This window comes from Streptomyces sp. NPDC045955 (assembly GCF_056430805.1).
Map to the genome: position 1 here is coordinate 94,358 of NZ_JBWKKY010000022.1, position 15,672 is coordinate 110,029.

The 15,672-nt window shown below is 72.6% G+C and carries 14 protein-coding genes, 1 tRNA gene, 1 pseudogene and 1 riboswitch; of the genes and pseudogenes, 9 read left to right on the forward strand and 7 right to left on the reverse strand.

Annotation, left to right across the window (positions count from 1 at the left end; translation table 11 throughout):
- Nucleotides 1–190: 190 nt before the first annotated feature.
- Nucleotides 191–691 carry a MarR family transcriptional regulator gene (locus AC07F0_RS33325; RefSeq protein WP_478983674.1) on the reverse strand — a complete coding sequence of 167 codons (501 nt, stop codon included), beginning with the start codon at nt 689–691 and terminating at the stop codon, nt 191–193.
- A gap of 154 nt (nt 692–845) precedes the next feature.
- Between AC07F0_RS33325 and AC07F0_RS33330 the strand changes: the two genes are divergently transcribed.
- The 5 genes from AC07F0_RS33330 (at nt 846) to AC07F0_RS33350 (ending at nt 5,035) form a co-directional block, all read left to right on the forward strand.
- Entirely contained in the window at nt 846–2,051 is a 1,206-nt protein-coding gene (locus tag AC07F0_RS33330; RefSeq protein WP_478983675.1) for a PP2C family protein-serine/threonine phosphatase, read from the forward strand.
- Between the two features lie 104 nt (nt 2,052–2,155).
- On the forward strand, nt 2,156–3,061 hold the full coding sequence (locus AC07F0_RS33335) for an STAS domain-containing protein (RefSeq protein WP_478983676.1): 906 nt from the start codon (nt 2,156–2,158) through the stop codon (nt 3,059–3,061).
- A gap of 68 nt (nt 3,062–3,129) precedes the next feature.
- On the forward strand, nt 3,130–3,516 hold the full coding sequence (locus tag AC07F0_RS33340) for an STAS domain-containing protein (RefSeq protein ID WP_356928504.1): 387 nt from the start codon (nt 3,130–3,132) through the stop codon (nt 3,514–3,516).
- Nucleotides 3,516–3,959: an anti-sigma regulatory factor gene (locus AC07F0_RS33345; protein ID WP_478983697.1), complete on the forward strand. Its 444-nt coding sequence runs from the start codon at nt 3,516–3,518 to the stop codon at nt 3,957–3,959. Before AC07F0_RS33340 ends, AC07F0_RS33345 begins: the two co-directional genes overlap by 1 nt.
- Nucleotides 3,959–5,035: a SpoIIE family protein phosphatase gene (locus tag AC07F0_RS33350; protein WP_478983677.1), complete on the forward strand. Its 1,077-nt coding sequence runs from the start codon at nt 3,959–3,961 to the stop codon at nt 5,033–5,035. Before AC07F0_RS33345 ends, AC07F0_RS33350 begins: the two co-directional genes overlap by 1 nt.
- 425 nt (nt 5,036–5,460) lie before the next feature.
- Here AC07F0_RS33350 and AC07F0_RS33355 read toward each other — a convergent pair.
- From AC07F0_RS33355 to AC07F0_RS33365, 3 genes and pseudogenes are all read right to left on the reverse strand, one after another.
- A pseudogene (locus AC07F0_RS33355) lies at nt 5,461–5,949 on the reverse strand (MarR family winged helix-turn-helix transcriptional regulator); the annotation flags it as partial.
- Nucleotides 5,950–6,066: 117 nt separating this feature from the next.
- Nucleotides 6,067–6,708, reverse strand: a complete 642-nt coding sequence (locus AC07F0_RS33360) for a GTP cyclohydrolase II (protein ID WP_306965690.1) — start codon at nt 6,706–6,708, stop codon at nt 6,067–6,069.
- A 152-nt stretch (nt 6,709–6,860) separates the two neighbouring features.
- A complete protein-coding gene (locus AC07F0_RS33365) occupies nt 6,861–7,376 on the reverse strand; it encodes a MarR family winged helix-turn-helix transcriptional regulator (protein WP_478983678.1) in 516 nt (171 codons plus the stop codon).
- A 111-nt stretch (nt 7,377–7,487) separates the two neighbouring features.
- Here AC07F0_RS33365 and AC07F0_RS33370 point away from each other — a divergent pair, with 111 nt between their 5' ends.
- The 4 genes from AC07F0_RS33370 (at nt 7,488) to AC07F0_RS33385 (ending at nt 11,437) form a co-directional block, all read left to right on the forward strand.
- A complete protein-coding gene (locus tag AC07F0_RS33370) occupies nt 7,488–8,651 on the forward strand; it encodes a dihydrofolate reductase family protein (RefSeq protein WP_478983679.1) in 1,164 nt (387 codons plus the stop codon).
- Between the two features lie 158 nt (nt 8,652–8,809).
- Nucleotides 8,810–8,883: transfer RNA gene (locus tag AC07F0_RS33375), tRNA-Met, on the forward strand.
- 288 nt (nt 8,884–9,171) lie between these two features.
- A riboswitch (cyclic di-AMP (ydaO/yuaA leader) is annotated at nt 9,172–9,328 on the forward strand.
- 11 nt (nt 9,329–9,339) lie between these two features.
- Nucleotides 9,340–10,371, forward strand: coding sequence for a M23 family metallopeptidase (locus tag AC07F0_RS33380; RefSeq protein ID WP_436731449.1), 1,032 nt, complete (start codon nt 9,340–9,342; stop codon nt 10,369–10,371).
- A gap of 121 nt (nt 10,372–10,492) precedes the next feature.
- The gene (locus AC07F0_RS33385) at nt 10,493–11,437 is read left to right on the forward strand and encodes an aldo/keto reductase (RefSeq protein ID WP_478983680.1); all 945 of its coding nucleotides are present in this window, start codon (nt 10,493–10,495) and stop codon (nt 11,435–11,437) included.
- Nucleotides 11,438–11,470: 33 nt separating this feature from the next.
- Here AC07F0_RS33385 and AC07F0_RS33390 read toward each other — a convergent pair whose 3' ends face one another.
- From AC07F0_RS33390 to lhgO, 3 genes are all read right to left on the reverse strand, one after another.
- Nucleotides 11,471–12,862 carry a PrsW family intramembrane metalloprotease gene (locus AC07F0_RS33390; RefSeq protein ID WP_478983682.1) on the reverse strand — a complete coding sequence of 464 codons (1,392 nt, stop codon included), beginning with the start codon at nt 12,860–12,862 and terminating at the stop codon, nt 11,471–11,473.
- A gap of 70 nt (nt 12,863–12,932) precedes the next feature.
- The gene (gene trmB, locus AC07F0_RS33395; RefSeq protein ID WP_478983683.1) at nt 12,933–13,766 is read right to left on the reverse strand and encodes a tRNA (guanosine(46)-N7)-methyltransferase TrmB; all 834 of its coding nucleotides are present in this window, start codon (nt 13,764–13,766) and stop codon (nt 12,933–12,935) included.
- A 647-nt stretch (nt 13,767–14,413) separates the two neighbouring features.
- Entirely contained in the window at nt 14,414–15,670 is a 1,257-nt protein-coding gene (gene lhgO / locus AC07F0_RS33400; protein ID WP_436731559.1) for an L-2-hydroxyglutarate oxidase, read from the reverse strand.
- Between the last annotated feature and the right edge of the window lie 2 nt (nt 15,671–15,672).

Below are 15,672 nucleotides of genomic sequence, written 5' to 3' on the forward strand. Positions count from 1 at the left end.
GGGTACCCGCACGGTCGGCTCACGGTACGGGCAGGAGGGCGGGGCGGTGCGGCACGGACGAGTTGGCGACGGGACACGTGGGGCGGACAGTTGTCGTTTGACAACTATAGTCGTGGGACAACAATCTAGCCGTGAGGTGTGGGCGCGGGGGAGGATCCGGAATGTTCGTCCCGGTGCCACGACGGGCGGTTCAGGCAGTGCGGGCACCGGACGCGGCGGAGCCGGCGTCGTCGGTGTCGTCGTGTATCTGGGCCGCGGCCGCGTCGCAGAACGCCTCCAGCCCTTGCAGCAGCGCGACCCGCTTGGCGGCGGGCATCTGGTCGAGCACCGCGCGCAGCGTCTGCTCCCGGCGGACGCGCAGGTCGGCCAGGAAGGCGCGGCCCCGTCCGCTGAGGTGCAGCTGCACCTCGCGCCGGTCGGCCGCGCTCACCACGCGTTCGACGAACCCGGCCGCCTGGAGCCGGTCGCACAGCCGGCTGGTGGAGGGCGGGGTGGAGGCGAGGGAGTCGGCGAGCGTGCGCAGGTTGATGCCTTCGTGGTGCTCCAGGATGAGCAGCACGCGCAGCTGGGACGCCGAGGCGGGTGCCGTGGAGGCCCGGCCCCAGAGGACTTCCAGCAACTCCGCGGCCGTGGAGGTCACACGTGCGACCTCTGCTGGCTCAGGGCGGGGTCGGAGGGAAGTCACAGTCACACTCTCGCAGGCACCGGGATGGCCGTCAGCGTACTAGGCGTGCCGCGACCCGGGGCCGTCACCGGCCCCCCGGACCGAGGGCCGTGTCCGAGGACCCCGGAGATGTCCGGAGTGATGTCCGACGAGGATCAAGGATTGGGCTTCGACCATCGTGATGACGATCGTGAACAGACTCGTCGCCGCCGAGCGCGCCCTGCGCACGGCGGCGCCCCATCAACTGCTGGACGCGGTCCGTCGTGTACTGACCGATCAGTACGCGGCGGACTCCGTCGAGCTGTACCTGGCCGACTACGGACTGACGGTGCTTCAGCCGGTGTCCGTGCTGCCGCACACCCTGCAGCCGGTGTCCGTCGCCAACAGCCCGGCGGGCCGGGCCTTCGGCGCGCAGGAGCCGTACGCGGAAACCCTCTCGGGTGACCTCGTCCGCGTGCATCTGCCGGTCACCGTGCGCGGCGACCGCCTCGGCGTGCTGACGGTGACCCTGCCGGGCGGCGAGCACGCCGACGGCCGCATCGGCGAACTGGCCGAGATCGCCGAGGTGCTCGGGCACGAGATCGTCGTGGCCGAGCGGGACACCGACCTGTACCTCCAGGCACGCCGCAGGGACCGGCTCACGCTGGCCGCCGAGATGCAGTGGCAGTTGCTGCCGGGCCGCTCCTGCGTCCGCCCCGAGTACGAGCTGGGCGCCCAGCTGGAACCGGCGTACGCGGTCTTCGGCGACAACTTCGACTGGTCCGCCACGGCCGACCGGCTCAGTCTCTACGTCACCAACGGCATGGGCGAGGGCATAGAGGCCTCCCTGCTGACGAACCTGGCGATCAACGCACTGCGCAACGCGCGCCGGGCCGGTCTCCCCCTCGCCGACCAGGCGGCGCTGGCCGACCAGGCGGTGTACGCCCACTACCGGGGCCGCTGCTACCTGTCCGTGCTCATGCTGGACATCGAGCTGGCCACCGGGCGGGTCCGGGCGGTGGACGCCGGTTCCCCGCGGCTGCTGCGGCTGCGCCGGGGCGCGGTGGAGCGGGTGCCCTTCGACGCCCAGCTGCCGCTCGGCATGTTCGAGGAGACCGACTACGTGGCCCAGGAGTTCGCGGTCGAGCCCGGCGACCGGCTGGTCTTCGTCAGCGACGGGGTGTACGACGTCGCCTCCCCGGGCGGTGAGGCGTACGGGGACGCGGCCCTGGCCCGGGCGATCCAGTCGACCCGGCTGCTCCCGGCCGCCGAGGTACCCCGGGCCGTCCTGCGCGAACTGTCCGGCCACCGCGGCAGGTCCGTCCCGGACGACGACGCCCTGGTGGTGTGCCTGGATTGGCGTGGGCGCGAGGGGCCGGGGAAGGCGGAGGCCAAGGGGTGTGGGTGAGCGACTGTTTGGTGGAGCCGTACGCCGGCCCTAATGTTTGTCATACAGCAAGTAATGGCTGAGGTGCCGCAACGCGACCTCGGTCAGGCCCGTGCAAGGGAGCGATGCAAGTGTCGGTGTCGGAAGAGAACGCGGAACGAGAGCCGGCCGCGCAGCGGGTGAGTGCCTTTCTCGAACGGCGCCGGGAGCAGGTCGCCCAACGGTGGGCGGACGCAGCGCTGTTCCGCACCGTCTTCACCGTGTCCCGCGACGAGGCCGTGGAGGCGGGCAGGTCCGTGGCGGCGGCGCTGGCCGCGGTGGCGGCGGCGGGGCGGCCGGACGACATCCGGGCCTCCGGATTCGCGGCGGTGCGCGACCAGTTGGGGCGGATGGCGGCCTCCCGCGCCCGCATGGGCATCGACACGGACGGGCTCGCCGACGAGGTGGCCGCCCTGCGCGAACCGGTGACCGAGCTGCTGCGCGCCGAGTTCCCCGACCCCTACGCCCCCGAGGCCCAGGAGTGCGTGCTGGCGCTCACCGTGCTGATGGGCACGCTGCGCCTGGTCGTCCTGGAGACGACGGTCAGCGCGGGCGAGGAGGTGATCGCACGGCAGCGCGAGCAGCTGCACGAAGTGGCCACCCCGGTGATCAAACTCTGGGAGAGCACCGTCGCCGTACCGCTGATCGGCACGCTGGACAGCGCGCGCAGCCAGGTGGTCATGGAGAGCCTGCTGGACGCGATCGTCGCCGAGCGCGCCCGGTTCGCCATCCTCGACATCACCGGTGTGCCCACGGTCGACTCGCTGGTCGCCCAGCACCTGATGAAGACGGTGGCCGCGGCCCGGCTGATGGGCGCCGAGTGCATCGTCTCCGGCATCCGGCCCGCGATCGCGCAGACCATCGTCCAGCTGGGCATCGACCTCGGTACGGTGCTCACCCGCGCGAGCCTGGCGGACGCCCTGGCCTACGCGCTCAGCCGGCAGGGCGTCGAGATCGCGCCGCTGCGGGCGGACAGCGCGGGCGCGCGGTGACCGGCCCCTCGGGGAACGGGCCCGCCGGATCCGGGCCCCCGGTCGCCGGGTCCTCGGTCGCCGGGCCCATCGGCGGGCACGGCTTCACGGTTCCGGTCCTCCGGCTGGGCGACATCCTGCTGGTCACCCTCCAGGGTGAACTGCACGACGGGATGGCCGAGCAGCTCCAGCAGGACATCACCGACCGCATCGCGCACACCCGGGTGACCGGCGTGGTCATCGACATCTCCGGCGTGGACATCGTCGACTCCTTCCTGGGGCGGGTCCTCGCCGAGATCGCCGCCGGAGCCGGACTGCTGGCCGCCCGTACCGTGTTGGCCGGGATGCGCCCCGCGGTGGCGATCACGCTGGTCGAGCTGGGGCTCACCCTGCCCGGACTGCGGACGGCCCTGGATGTCGAACGCGCGATGGAGCTGCTCACCGCGGGTGAGCGGCAGGGCGAGGGGAGTCCATGATGCGGGCCTCCCGCCATGCCGCCCCGGCCAGCCTGCCGATCGGCTCGGACGCCGACCTGGCCTGGGTACGGCAGCAGGTCCGGCAGACCGCCGCCGAGCTCGGTTTCGGACTGGTGCAGCAGACCAAGCTCGTCACCGCCGCCAGTGAGCTGGCCCGCAACACCCTCGTCCACGGCGGGGGTGGCCATGTGGAGATCACCCCGCTGGACAGCGGACCGTCGCCCGGCCTGCGGCTGGCCTTCGTGGACAACGGACCCGGTATCCGCGACCTGGACCGGGCGATGACCGACGGCTACACCAGCGGCGGCGGGCTCGGACTCGGCCTGAGCGGGGCCAAGCGGCTGGTCCAGGAGTTCGAGGTGGACAGCCGGCCCGGTGAGGGGACCACCGTCACCGTCACCGCCTGGGCCACGGTCGTGCCGCCGGCCCGGCCGGGGTCGTGATGAGCAGGGTGTGGGACGTGCCGGTCGACGACTCGACCCGGGTGCGGGACGTCCGGGTCGCGGCCGAGGCGGCCGGCGCGTGCGCCGGGCTCGGCCCGCACCGCATCGCGACCGCCGCGCTGGTGGCGACGGAGCTGGCGACCAACCTGGTGCGGCACGCGGACGGCGGGTACGTCCTCATCAACCTCGTCGAGAACGCACCCGCCGACGGCCGGCGGCTGTCCGTGCAACTCGTCGCGCTCGACCACGGCCCGGGCATCCCGGACGTCGCGGCGGCGATGCGCGACGGCTACACGACCGCGGCCTCCCTGGGCGCCGGCCTTGGCACGTGCCGGCGCATAGCGAACGACTTCGACCTGCACAGCGCCCCCGGCCGGGGCACCGTGGCCATGGCCCGTATCGACCACGAACCCCCCGCCGGCCGGTACCGGACGGCCCCGCGGGGGCCGCGCGCCGGTGGCGTCAACGTCCCCCTCGGCCGGGCCGAGTACTCCGGCGACGCCTGGAGCCGGGCCTGCGCCGGCGACCGCCTGACCCTCCTGCTCGCCGACGGGCTCGGTCACGGACCCAAGGCCGCGGAGGCGTCGGGCGCCGCCGTGGCCGCGTTGCGCGACGTGGCCGACCGGCCGCCCGCCGAGATGCTGCGGCATCTGGGCCGGTCCCTGCGCCGCACCCGGGGCGCGGCCGTCGCCGTGGCCCAACTGGATCTGGGGGCAGGGCGGTTGCACTTCGCCGGGATCGGCAACGTCGGCGCCCGGCTGCGCACCGACGGCACCTGGAAGGCGATGCTGTCCCAGCCCGGCATCGTGGGCGCGCAGGCCCCGGCGTCCGTGTCCGTGCAGCGGGTGCCGTGGCAGGACGACAGCCTGCTCGTCCTGCACAGCGACGGCCTGCCCGGCCGCTGGACGCCCCCCGACGACGGCGTGCTCCTCGGCTGCGACCCGACTGTGGTGGCCGCGGTGGTCCTCCGCGACGCGGGCAGCGCGGCCCGCCCGGTGCGGGACGACACGTGTGTGGCGGTGCTGGGCGGGGGCGGGGGCGGGGGCGGCGGGAGCCGTCAGGGCTCGGGGGGTTGAGGGGCGGACCTGCCGTTGTCACGGCGTTACGGTCCGCCGGTCGGGTCGGTGGTGGGGGCCGGGTCGGTCCGGTGAGTCGGGGCGGACGTGTCGGTTCCGGTGTCTCGGGTGGTCCCGGTGTCTCGGGTGGTCCCGGTGTCGCGGGTGGTCCCGGTGTCTCGGGTGGTCCCGGTGTCGCGGGTGGTCCCTGTGTCGCGGGTGGTCCCGGTGTCGCGGGTGGTCCCGGTGTCGCGGTCGGTTCCTGTGTCGCGGGTGGTTCGGGTGTCGCGGTCGGTTCCTGTGTCGCGGGTGGTTCGGGTGTCCCGGTCGGTTCCTGTGTCCCGGGTGGTCCCGGTGTCCCGGTCGGTTCCAGCGTGCTGGTCGGTCCCGTCATCCCGGTCGGTCCCGGTGTCCCGCTCGCTCCCCTCACCCCGCTCGACCCCGTCGGCGCGCGGGATCCCCGTGCCGCCCCGTGCCGCCAGAAACCCCCGCAACCCCTGGCTCAGCGCCACCCGTTCCGCCGGTTCCATCGCCGCCAGTGCCGTGGTCAGGGCCCGTGCCCGGCGGCCGGCGACGTCGCCCAGGACGTGCTGCCCGTGCGCGGTGAGCCACAGCTGCACCTCGCGTCGGGTGTCCGGGTGCGGGGCGCGTTCCAGGAGGCCGGCCGCCGCCAGGCGGTCGCAGAGGCGGCTGGCCGTAGGGAGGCCGATATCGAGCCGGTCCGCCAGGGCCGTCAGGTTCAGGCCGGGCGCCGCCTCCAGGGTGCGCAGTGCCCGCAACTGGTGCAGGGACAGCCGTAGGGACGCGTCCTGGGCGGCGACCGACCACAGAGCCGTCAAGCTCTCCACGGCGTCGGCGATCTGTGCCGCCACGGCCTCCGGGCCATCGCCCCGTCTCCTCGCCCGGGGGTCGCCGGGGCCGCCGAGATCGGTCACGAAACGGTCACTTTCCATAAGCTCCGGGTACTGCAGAGGTCGCCCTCTTTCAAAGGCTGTACCCGATGAGCCGAGGGGCAAGCCGCCCCGTTCACGCGCCCGGCCGGGCCGGGAGGCTCAGCCCGCGCTGAGCCCCGTCAGCGCGGCGAGCGGCAGCGTGTGCTGGGTCTGGAGGACCTTCGCGCGCAGGTACCGGACGTTGTGCGCGGTGGTGAAGACGCCCGTCGGGACGCGGTCGCGGACGGCCACGCCCAGGTCGCGCAGCTGGGCGGCCTTGTCGGGATTGTTGGAGAGCAGGTCCAGTTCCCCGACGCCCAGGGCCCGGAGCATCTGGGCCGCCGCCGTGTAGTCGCGGGCGTCCTCCGGCAGACCCAGGGCCGCGTTCGCCTCGTAGGTGTCGAGGCCCTCGTCCTGGAGGGCGTACGCGTCGAGCTTGTTGTAGAGGCCGATGCCCCGGCCCTCCTGACGGAGGTAGAGGAGCACGCCGCCGCGCTCGGCTATGCGCTCGACGGCCTCGCGCAGCTGCGGGCCGCAGTCGCAGCGGGCCGAGCCGAACACGTCCCCGGTCAGGCACTCGGAGTGCAGCCGCACCAGCGGAACCGGCCCGGGCTCGCCCAGGACGACGGCCACGTGCTCCTGGCCGTCGGCCAGGCCGTGGAAGGTGACGACTTCGGCGTCGACCTCGTAGCCGTCGTGGAAGCGCAGCGGGACCCGGACGCGGGAGCGCGGGGTGGCGAGGACAGCGGGGGTGTCGGGCATGCGGGGCCTCCGGGTTCCGTTCCTGTTCGGCTGCACAGCCGTCGGCGTGCAGTCTGCTTCAGATTTGAAGCAGATCCACGTCCGGAACCCTACCCTTGCTTTAAATTTGAAGCAACGAGAAGCGCCGGTATGCGGGTGTGTCGTGATGTGGGTCACGAACAGGCCGTGGAGGACCTCCTTCGCCACGGCACGTCGTCCGACGCCGGCCGCGTCCCGTCCTCCTGGAGTCCCTGCACGATCGCCGTGGAGATCTCCTCCAGCTGCCCCACCTGCTCCTCGCTGAGCCGGTCGAACAGGAAGCTCCGTACGGTCTCGACATGCCCGGGCGCCGCCCGGTCCAGTACGGCGAACCCGTCGTCCGTCAGCGCCGCGATGCTGCCCCGCTTGTCGGACCGGCAGGCCTCGCGCCGCACCATGCCGTCCTTCTCCAGCCGTGTCACCGCGTACGTCAGCCGGCTGCGCGTGATCTTCAGCCGCTCGGCGAGATCGGTCATGCGCAGCCGCCGCTCCGGGGACTCCGACAGGACCGACAGGATGGAGTAGTACAGGTGCGGCATGCCGGCGTCCTGCTGGAGCTGCCGGTCGATCGCGTCCTCCAGGAGCAAGGAGGCGGCGATGTACGCGCGCCAGGCGCGTTGCTCCTCGGGGGTGAGCCAGCGAGTCGTCATGCACCCAGTGTAGGTTTGTTTCAAACTTGAACCAAGCCCGCCCGTCAGTCCGCCGTTCCGTCAGTCCGCCGTCCGCCGTCCGCCACGAGTTTCCACGAGCCGGGAGCGTCGATGCCCCACCCGTACGTCCTGCTGTCCGCCGCCGTCTCCCTCGACGGCTATCTGGACGACACCGGCCCCGAACGCCTGCTCCTGTCCAGCCCGGCCGACTTCGACCGGGTCGACGAGGTCCGGGCGTCCGTCGACGCCATCCTGATCGGCGCCGGCACCGTCCGCGCCGACAACCCGCGCCTGCTGGTCAACTCACCCGAGCGGCGAGCCGCCCGCACGGCAGCCGGCCTGCCGGAGTACCCCCTCAAGGTCACGGTCAGCGGCTCCGGTGACCTCGACCCGGCGGCACAGTTCTGGCACACCGGCGGCCAGAAGGTCCTCTACACCACCGACAAGGGCGCCGAACGCGCCCGTGCCCTCGGCCTCGCCACCGATGCCACCGACGGCGCTGCTCCTGATGCCACCGACGTCGTCCCGCTCGGCGCCGACCTCGACTGGCGGCGCCTCCTCACCCACCTGCACGACGTCCGGGGTGTACGACGCCTCATGGTCGAGGGTGGCGGCCTGATCCACACCCAGCTCCTCACGCAGGGCCTGGCCGACGAACTCCAGCTGGTCCTCGCCCCCCTCTTCGTCGGCGACCCCGGGGCACCCCGCCTCTTCGGGCCCGGCGGCTACCAGTCCGGCCGGCTCCGGCTGCTGGAGACCCGGCGGATCGAGGACGTGGTCCTCATGCGCTACGAGCCGACCGCCCCCGGCACCGGCCCCCTGCCCGCCGCCGCCGATCACCACTGGCTGGCCCTCGCCTGCGAACTGGCCGCACAGTGCCCGCCGTCGGACACGGCGTTCAGTGTCGGCGCGGTGGTCGTCGCGGCCGACGGCACCGAACTGGCCCGCGGCCACTCCCGTGAGGGCGGCGACCCGCTCGTGCACGCCGAGGAGGCGGCCCTGGCCAAGCTCGACCCGGCCGACCCCAGGCTCGCCGGCGCGACGGTCTACAGCAGCCTGGAGCCCTGCGCCCGCCGGGCCTCCCGCCCCGCACCCTGCGCCCGGCTGATCCTCGACGCGGGCGTACGACGCGTGGTCACGGCCTGGCGCGAGCCGGACACCTTCGTGGCGGACGCCGACGGCAGTGGCCTGCTGGCGGCCGGGGGAGTGGAGGTCCTCGTCCTCCCGGAGCACGAGGAGCGCGCCAAGGCCCCGAACCGCCACCTGACGCACTGAGCTCGGGCCGATCGGCCCAACGGATCCTGCGGCCTGGCCGCCTCGCGGGTCGCGCTGCCTCCAGGGCCGCTACGACAGCGCGGACGGGCGACCCGGGCCGCTGAGCACCGGGTGTGCGCGAGCGGTCCCGCGGATGGCGTACACTGGAGTCACAACGACGCGGGGTGGAGCAGCTCGGTAGCTCGCTGGGCTCATAACCCAGAGGTCGCAGGTTCAAATCCTGTCCCCGCTACTGAAGGCCGAGGGCCGGAATCCGAAAGGGTTCCGGCCCTCGGTGTTTTCCTGGGTTCTTCATTACTGTCGGTGAGTGAATCAAGCCGCTCCGCATGACAACTGACGCACCGTCAAAGCCCGTGAGTCACTTGCGTGGCGGTCAACTCGCCCGTTTTGGGCCGGTCGTGGGAGGTTGGTCCGCGTGAAAAAGGTTAATGATCAAGCGGAATCGCTGGAATACCCACCGCGCTTCTATTAACGTTCGATAACGCAGCGCGGTCGTCCCAGCCGTCACAGAAGGCGGCTCCGTGCGCACGCGCCGAATCCTGAAAAGGAACCGGGGAACCACCACTTGGGGTGAATCGGGCGGATGCCGCCGTGGAAGCACGGCCGGTATACGCGCGTAGGAGACCTTCCTGCTCCGAACCCGTCAGCTAACCCGGTAGGCGAGAAGGAAGGAAAGGAGTACGCCCACGTGGCGTCCAACCGGCCTGCCCCCGCGGCCCCGTCCGCGCCGAACCAGCGCGACACCGAAACTTTCGGCTACGGCGGTCACCACACCGACGAGGGCCCGTTCCAGGAATGGAACCCCACCGCGGAGTCCATCCGCCCCATCCGTGGCCGGCATCGCGTCACCAAGCAGCGCGGCGGAGGCCTCGCGCGCAGCTCCACCGTCCTCGGCGTCGGCGTCATCGCCGCCGTGGGCGCGGGCGGCATGGCCAGCGCCCAGACCGGCAAGCCGCCCGTGTCGATCTCCGTTGCGGACCTTCCCTCGGTGGGTTCCCTCATCTCGGACGACGACACCCCCGAAGGCTCCGCCACCCCGCTCAGCGACCTCGCCACGGCGTCCACCGACACCGAGCAGGGCACCTCCGGCGCCGGTGAGGCACTGCGCGCCCGGATCATGGCGCAGGTCGAGCACCAGCAGGAGCAGATCGAGACCAAGGCCGCGCAGGACGCCGCCGAAGCCGCCCGGAAGGCGGCCGCGGAGGCCGCCGCCAAGGCCGAGCAGGAAGCCAAGGCCAAGGCCGCCGAAGCCAAGAAGAAGGCGGAGGAGGAGGCCCGGAAGAAGGCCGAGGCCGAGCGGCTCGCCGCCCTCGCCAAGCAGTACACGCTGCCGACCTCCGCGTACACCATCACCTCGACCTTCGGTCAGGCCGGCGCCTACTGGTCCTCCGGCTACCACACCGGCCTCGACTTCGCCGCCCCCACGGGCACGCCGATCAAGGCGGTGCACAGCGGCACCATCACCGAGGCGGGCTGGAACGGCTCGTACGGCTACAAGACCGTCCTGACCCTCGATGACGGCACGGAGATCTGGTACGCGCACCAGTCGTCCATCGGCGTCAGCGTCGGCCAGAAGGTCAGCACGGGCGACGTCATCGGCCGCGTGGGCGCGACCGGCAACGTCACCGGTGCGCATCTGCACCTCGAGGTCCACACCGGTGGGTCCAGCAACGGCATCGACCCGCTCGCGTGGCTGCGGGGCAAGGGCCTGAACGTCTGAGCGACGGCGGCGTCTCCGGTCTCGTGCGGGGTTCCTTGCGGGGGTTTCGTGCGAGGCCGTTTACGGGAGTTTCGCGTCAGCCGTGGAATCAGCCTCCCCCGCACGGCCGTTGACACGGAACATGACTTCTCTTCGCAAGCTCGGCTCCTCCGACCTCGAGGTCTTCCCGCTCGCCCTCGGCGGCAACGTCTTCGGCTGGACCGCGGACGAGGCACAGTCGTTCGCCGTCCTCGACGCGTACACCGCCGCCGGCGGCAACTTCGTCGACTCGGCCGACGTCTACTCGGCGTGGGCGGACGGCAACCAGGGCGGCGAGTCCGAGACCGTGCTCGGCAAGTGGCTGACGTCACGCGGCAACCGCGCGGACGTCGTCGTCGCCACGAAGGTCAGCCAGCACCCCGAGTTCCAGGGCCTGTCCGCCGCCAACATCAAGGCCGCCGCCGACGCCTCCCTGCGGCGCCTCGGCACCGACTACATCGACCTGTACTACACCCACTACGACAAGCCCGACGTGCCGGTGGAGGAGATCATCGGCGCGCTCGACGAACTCGTCACGGCCGGGAAGGTGCGGTACATCGCCGCCTCCAACATCTCCCCGGAGCGGCTGCGGGCCTCCCTGGAGTTCTCCGACCGTGAGGGGCTCGCCCGGTACGTGGCCCTCCAGCCCCACTACAACCTGGTCTCCCGCGACACTTACGAGGGCGAGCTCCAGGACCTCGCCGCGCGGACCGGCCTGGCGGCCGTCCCGTACTACGCGCTCGCGTCCGGCTTCCTGACCGGCAAGTACCGGCCCGGTACGACCGTCGACAGCGCGCGGGCGGGCGGTGCCGCCCAGCACCTTCAGACCGAGCGTGGTCGCCGGGTCCTCGACGCCCTCGACGAGATCGCCGCGGCCCACGACGTCCCCGTCGCCACGGTCGCCCTCGCCTGGCTCGCGGCCCAGCCGACGGTGGTGGCGCCGATCGCCTCCGCGCGGACGGTGGAGCAGCTGCCCGCGCTGATCGGGGTCGGGGAGCTGACGCTCACCGAGGCGGAGGTCGGGCGGCTCACTGAGGCTTCGGCCTGAGCGGTTCCGACAACCGGGGGACTCGGGGGTCGGCTACGACCGGTACGGGTTGTGTGCGGCGTACGGAGTCGTGTACGCGGAGTAGGCAGGGTACGGCGCCGGTGTCGTCGGATGGCCGTACCCGTACGCCCCGTGCACCGGCCAGGGCGGGGCCGCCACCGGTACCGGAGGGGCCGTGATGCGCGCGGCGTAGTCCAGCGCGGGACGGGCCGTCTCGCGGCGGCGCCACAGTTCGTCCAGCAGTTCCCGTTCCCGTACGACGAAGTCGGCACCGGCGCGGCCGCGCCGGCCCCGGTGCCGCAGGAACGCCAGGGACGTCGCGTACGCCTCGTAGCGCGCGACGTCCCGTGCCGCCGCCCGGCCCGCGTGGCGGCGGGCGTACTGGCGGGCGATCCGCCGGGCCCGCATGGAGCCGAGGGCATACGGCTCGACCGGGGACAGCCACCCGGCCGAGGCGTAGGCGGGCAGCTCCGCCCGTACGGTCTTCAGCTCCCGCTGCCGTGTCCAGATCACCAGCCACGTCAGCAGCCCGAAGAGGGGCACCATGAACGCCGCGTACACGGCGAAGAACCCGTACTCGCCGAACGAGGACGAGCCGTTCCACATCGCGTGCAGGCCCATCGCGAGCAGCAGCCCCGAGAGCGGGAAGGCGACCCGGCGGATGTGCTGGCGGTCCGCCGCGAGGGCGGAGACGCCGAAGCCGATGCCGGTGAGGACGGTGAAGAGCGGGTGCGCGAACGGCGACATGATGATGCGCACGAAGAAGGTCGCCGCCGTGACGGAGGCGATGCCGGTGCCGCCGGTGAGCTGGTCGGTGCCGAAGGCGGTGCCCAGGTAGAGGATGTTCTCCGTGAACGCGAAGCCGGTGGCGGTGACGCCGGCTGTGACGACTCCGTCGAGGATGCCGGTGAAGTCGCGGCGACGGAAGAGGAAGACCAGTAAGACGGCCGCCGCCTTGGCGATCTCCTCGACCACCGGCGCTATGACGGTCGCGCCGAGCGTGTCCGCGCTGGAGGGATCCGCCGTGGCCGTCGCTATCCATCGGGTCGCGAAGCTGTTGGCGACGATCGCTATCAGCGCCGCCGCGCAGGCTCCCCAGGCGAAGCAGAACAGCAGGTTCCGCCAGGGGCCCGGTTCGACCCGGTCCAGCCAGCGGAACGAGGCTATGAGCAGGGGCACCGGGAGCGTGGCGAGCCCCAGCCCGACCAGGAACCCTTCCGTGCCGGTCTCTTCGCGGACCAGGGCGAGGATGACGAGGCCGGATATCGCGAGCAGCGTGGTCAGCGCGCCGTAGCGCACCCATGTGCGCTGCCACCAATGGGCGTGTCGCAGGGGGGCGGCGGGTGCGCCGGTGAAGGGCGCGCCGGTGGTGGGGCCGCTGGGGGGAACGCTGGGATACGACGTGTGTGGGGGGCAGGTGGCCACGGCATTGACCCTAACGACGGATGGGCGCTGTCCGCAGGCGGGAGGGATGCGGGTTCGGGTGCGAGTGCGGTCAGGCGCCGGCGGGGGGTTGGTCCACGTGCTGTACGCGACGGAAGAGGAGGTCGTTCACGACATGTCCCTTGTCCAGTCCCTGGCCCTCGAAACGGGTCAGGGGACGGAAGTCGGGACGGGGCGCGAAACCTCCGTCCGCCTGCGTGTTCTCGAAGGCGGAGTGTGCCGTGAGTACGTCGAGCATCTGTTCGGCGTACGGTTCCCAGTCGGTGGCGCAGTGCACGATCGCGCCGGGCCTGAGGCGGGTGGCGGCGAGGGTCAGGAAGTCGGGCTGGATGAGCCGGCGCTTGTGGTGCCGCTTCTTGGGCCAGGGGTCGGGGAAGTAGACGCGCAGGCCGTCGAGGGAGTCCGGGGTGAGCATCTCGCGCAGGAGGATGATCGCGTCGCCGTTGCCGACCCGGATGTTGGACAGGCCGTTCCGGTCGGCGAGATTGAGCAGGTTGCCCTGGCCGGGGGTGTGGACGTCGACGGCGAGGATGTTGGTGGTGGGGTCGGCGGCGGCCATCTGGGCGGTGGCCTCGCCCATCCCGAAACCGATCTCCAGGACGACGGGGTTGTCGTTGCCGAACAGGTCGGACAGGTCGAGGGTGCGGCTGCCGTCGATGTCGAGGCCCCACTTGGGCCACAGCCGCTGAAGCGCGTCCGCCTGGCCGGCTGTGACCCGGCTCCGCCGCGGCTGGAAACTCCGGATCCGCCGCTCGAAGTGCGACCCGGCGGGATCGGCCTTCGGCCCATCGGGAAAACGCGGCTCACCCTTGCCCCGACTGTGCCGGATGGAGGCACCGGGGGCGGGCGGCCGGGGGGCTTCGGGGGTATTCACGGAGTCAGACACAGTGAGACCGATTTTACGGCCGCGCTGGGGTCGCCGGTGGATGGTGTGCCTGCGGCGGCCTGTGGCTGCTCGGTGGGGTGCGTGTAGCGCCTGCGGCCGGCTGGTGGGTCGGGGCAGCGCCGGGGGTGTCCGTCCTCGGAACGGCGCGATGGGGCCCCACATCGACTGACTCGTGTTGACGTGCCAGCCGCTGCGGGCGGACGCCCCGCGGCAGGTCCCCTTCTCGCCGTCGGCGGGTGCTGGCGGGTGCGGGCGGGTGGTGGTTTGGCTGCCGCAGGCCGCCGCGCTGCGGGCCGCCGGTGCCGCTGAGCCGCAGATCGCCGGGCTGCGGCCAGCCCGCCGCTCCCGCCGTGCTGCGGGCAGTCGCTCCCGCTGAGCTGCGGGCGCTCGTGCCGCTGGGCGGGGTGTGTGCGGCGGGCACCGTGCAGCGCCGGGCTGCGTGGCCCCCTGGGGCTCAGCTGCCGCCGGCCGTCGCTGCGGGCAGCCGTGCCTCCCCCAGTGCCTTAAGGGCCTGGGAGATGCCGCCAGGGCGGCACGGGTGGGCGCAGCGGCACCTCGCCGTGCCGAGCTGCGCAACGCCCCGGGCTCAGCGAGAACGCCGGGCATCCACAACCGGCCCGGCGGTGACGCCGAGCACCTCGAAACCCTCACAGCGCGCTCAGTGCCCGGCGTGCCACCTCCCTGCCGATCGGCAAGGACGCCGTAGCCGCGGGAGACGGCGCGTTCAGCACGTGCACCGTGCGAGGGCCCTCGCGGAACAGGAAGTCGTCCACCAGCGTGCCGTCACGCAGTACCGCCTGCGCCCGGACCCCCGCCGCCGTCGGCACCAGGTCGTCCTCGGACACCCCGGGCAGCAACCGCCGCACCGCCTCCGTGAACGCCCCCTTGGACAGCGACCGCCGCAGCTCCCCCGCCCCGTACCGCCAGTGCCGCCGGGCGATCCGCCAGGAGCCCGGCCAGGCCAGCGTCGCCCCCAGCTCCCGCGCACGGACCGTCCCCCACCCGTACCCCTCGCGGGCCAGCGCCGGCACCGCGTTGGGCCCGATGTGGACACCCCCGTCGATCCCGCGCGTGAGATGCACCCCGAGGAACGGGAACGCAGGGTCGGGGACCGGATACACCAGGCCCCGCACCAGCTCCGGCCGGGCCAGCTCGTAGTACTCGCCCCGGAACGGCACGATCCGGACGTCCGGGTCGTCCCCGGTCAGGCGGGCGATCTCGTCGCTGTGGAGGCCCGCGCAGTTCACCAGCACCCGTCCGCGCACGACGTCCCCGTTGGCCGTGAGCACGGCGACGCCCCGCTCGGGGCGGCGGTCGACGCGCACGACCCGCGTGCCGTAGCGGATCTCCGCGCCCGAGCCGTGGGCCAGCTGGCGGGCGACCGCGACGAAGTCGCAGATGCCGGTCGTGCCGACGTGTATCGCGGCGAGGCCCCGCACCTCCGGCTCGTACTCCGCGATCTGGGATCCGCCCAGTTCACGGACCGGAATGCCGTTCTCCCGGCCGCGCTGCACGAGTGCGTGCAGACGGGGCAGCTCCGCGCGGTCGGTCGCGACGATCAGCTTGCCGGTGACCGCGTGCGGGATGCCGTACTCGGCGCAGAACTTGACCATCTCCGCCGCGCCTCTCACCGCGTAGCGCGCCTTGAGGGAGCCGGGGCGGTAGTAGATGCCGCTGTGGATGACGCCGCTGTTGCGGCCCGTCTGGTGCCGGGCGGGGCCCGGTTCCTTCTCCAGGACCGTGACACGTGTGCCCGGTGCGGCGCGTGTGATCGCGTACGCCGTCGACAGGCCCACGATCCCCCCGCCGATCACCAGCACGTCACAGTCGTACGCGATCTCCGGCACCCGCGTCACCCGCACCACCTCCCGCTTCGATAGTGCACTGCGCCACTGACAATGCATTC

Bases quoted from the DNA above. Each gene is read 5' to 3' on its own strand.
- AC07F0_RS33345 (WP_478983697.1), top strand. From the start codon at position 3,516: ATGCGGGCCTCCCGCCATGCCGCCCCGGCCAGCCTGCCGATCGGCTCG.
- AC07F0_RS33385 (WP_478983680.1), top strand. From the start codon at position 10,493: ATGACTTCTCTTCGCAAGCTCGGCTCCTCCGACCTCGAGGTCTTCCCG.
- AC07F0_RS33330 (WP_478983675.1), top strand. From the start codon at position 846: ATGACGATCGTGAACAGACTCGTCGCCGCCGAGCGCGCCCTGCGCACG.
- AC07F0_RS33370 (WP_478983679.1), top strand. From the start codon at position 7,488: ATGCCCCACCCGTACGTCCTGCTGTCCGCCGCCGTCTCCCTCGACGGC.
- AC07F0_RS33350 (WP_478983677.1), top strand. From the start codon at position 3,959: ATGAGCAGGGTGTGGGACGTGCCGGTCGACGACTCGACCCGGGTGCGG.
- AC07F0_RS33360 (WP_306965690.1), bottom strand. From the start codon at position 6,708: ATGCCCGACACCCCCGCTGTCCTCGCCACCCCGCGCTCCCGCGTCCGG.
- AC07F0_RS33335 (WP_478983676.1), top strand. From the start codon at position 2,156: ATGCAAGTGTCGGTGTCGGAAGAGAACGCGGAACGAGAGCCGGCCGCG.
- AC07F0_RS33365 (WP_478983678.1), bottom strand. From the start codon at position 7,376: ATGACGACTCGCTGGCTCACCCCCGAGGAGCAACGCGCCTGGCGCGCG.
- lhgO (WP_436731559.1), bottom strand. From the start codon at position 15,670: ATGCATTGTCAGTGGCGCAGTGCACTATCGAAGCGGGAGGTGGTGCGG.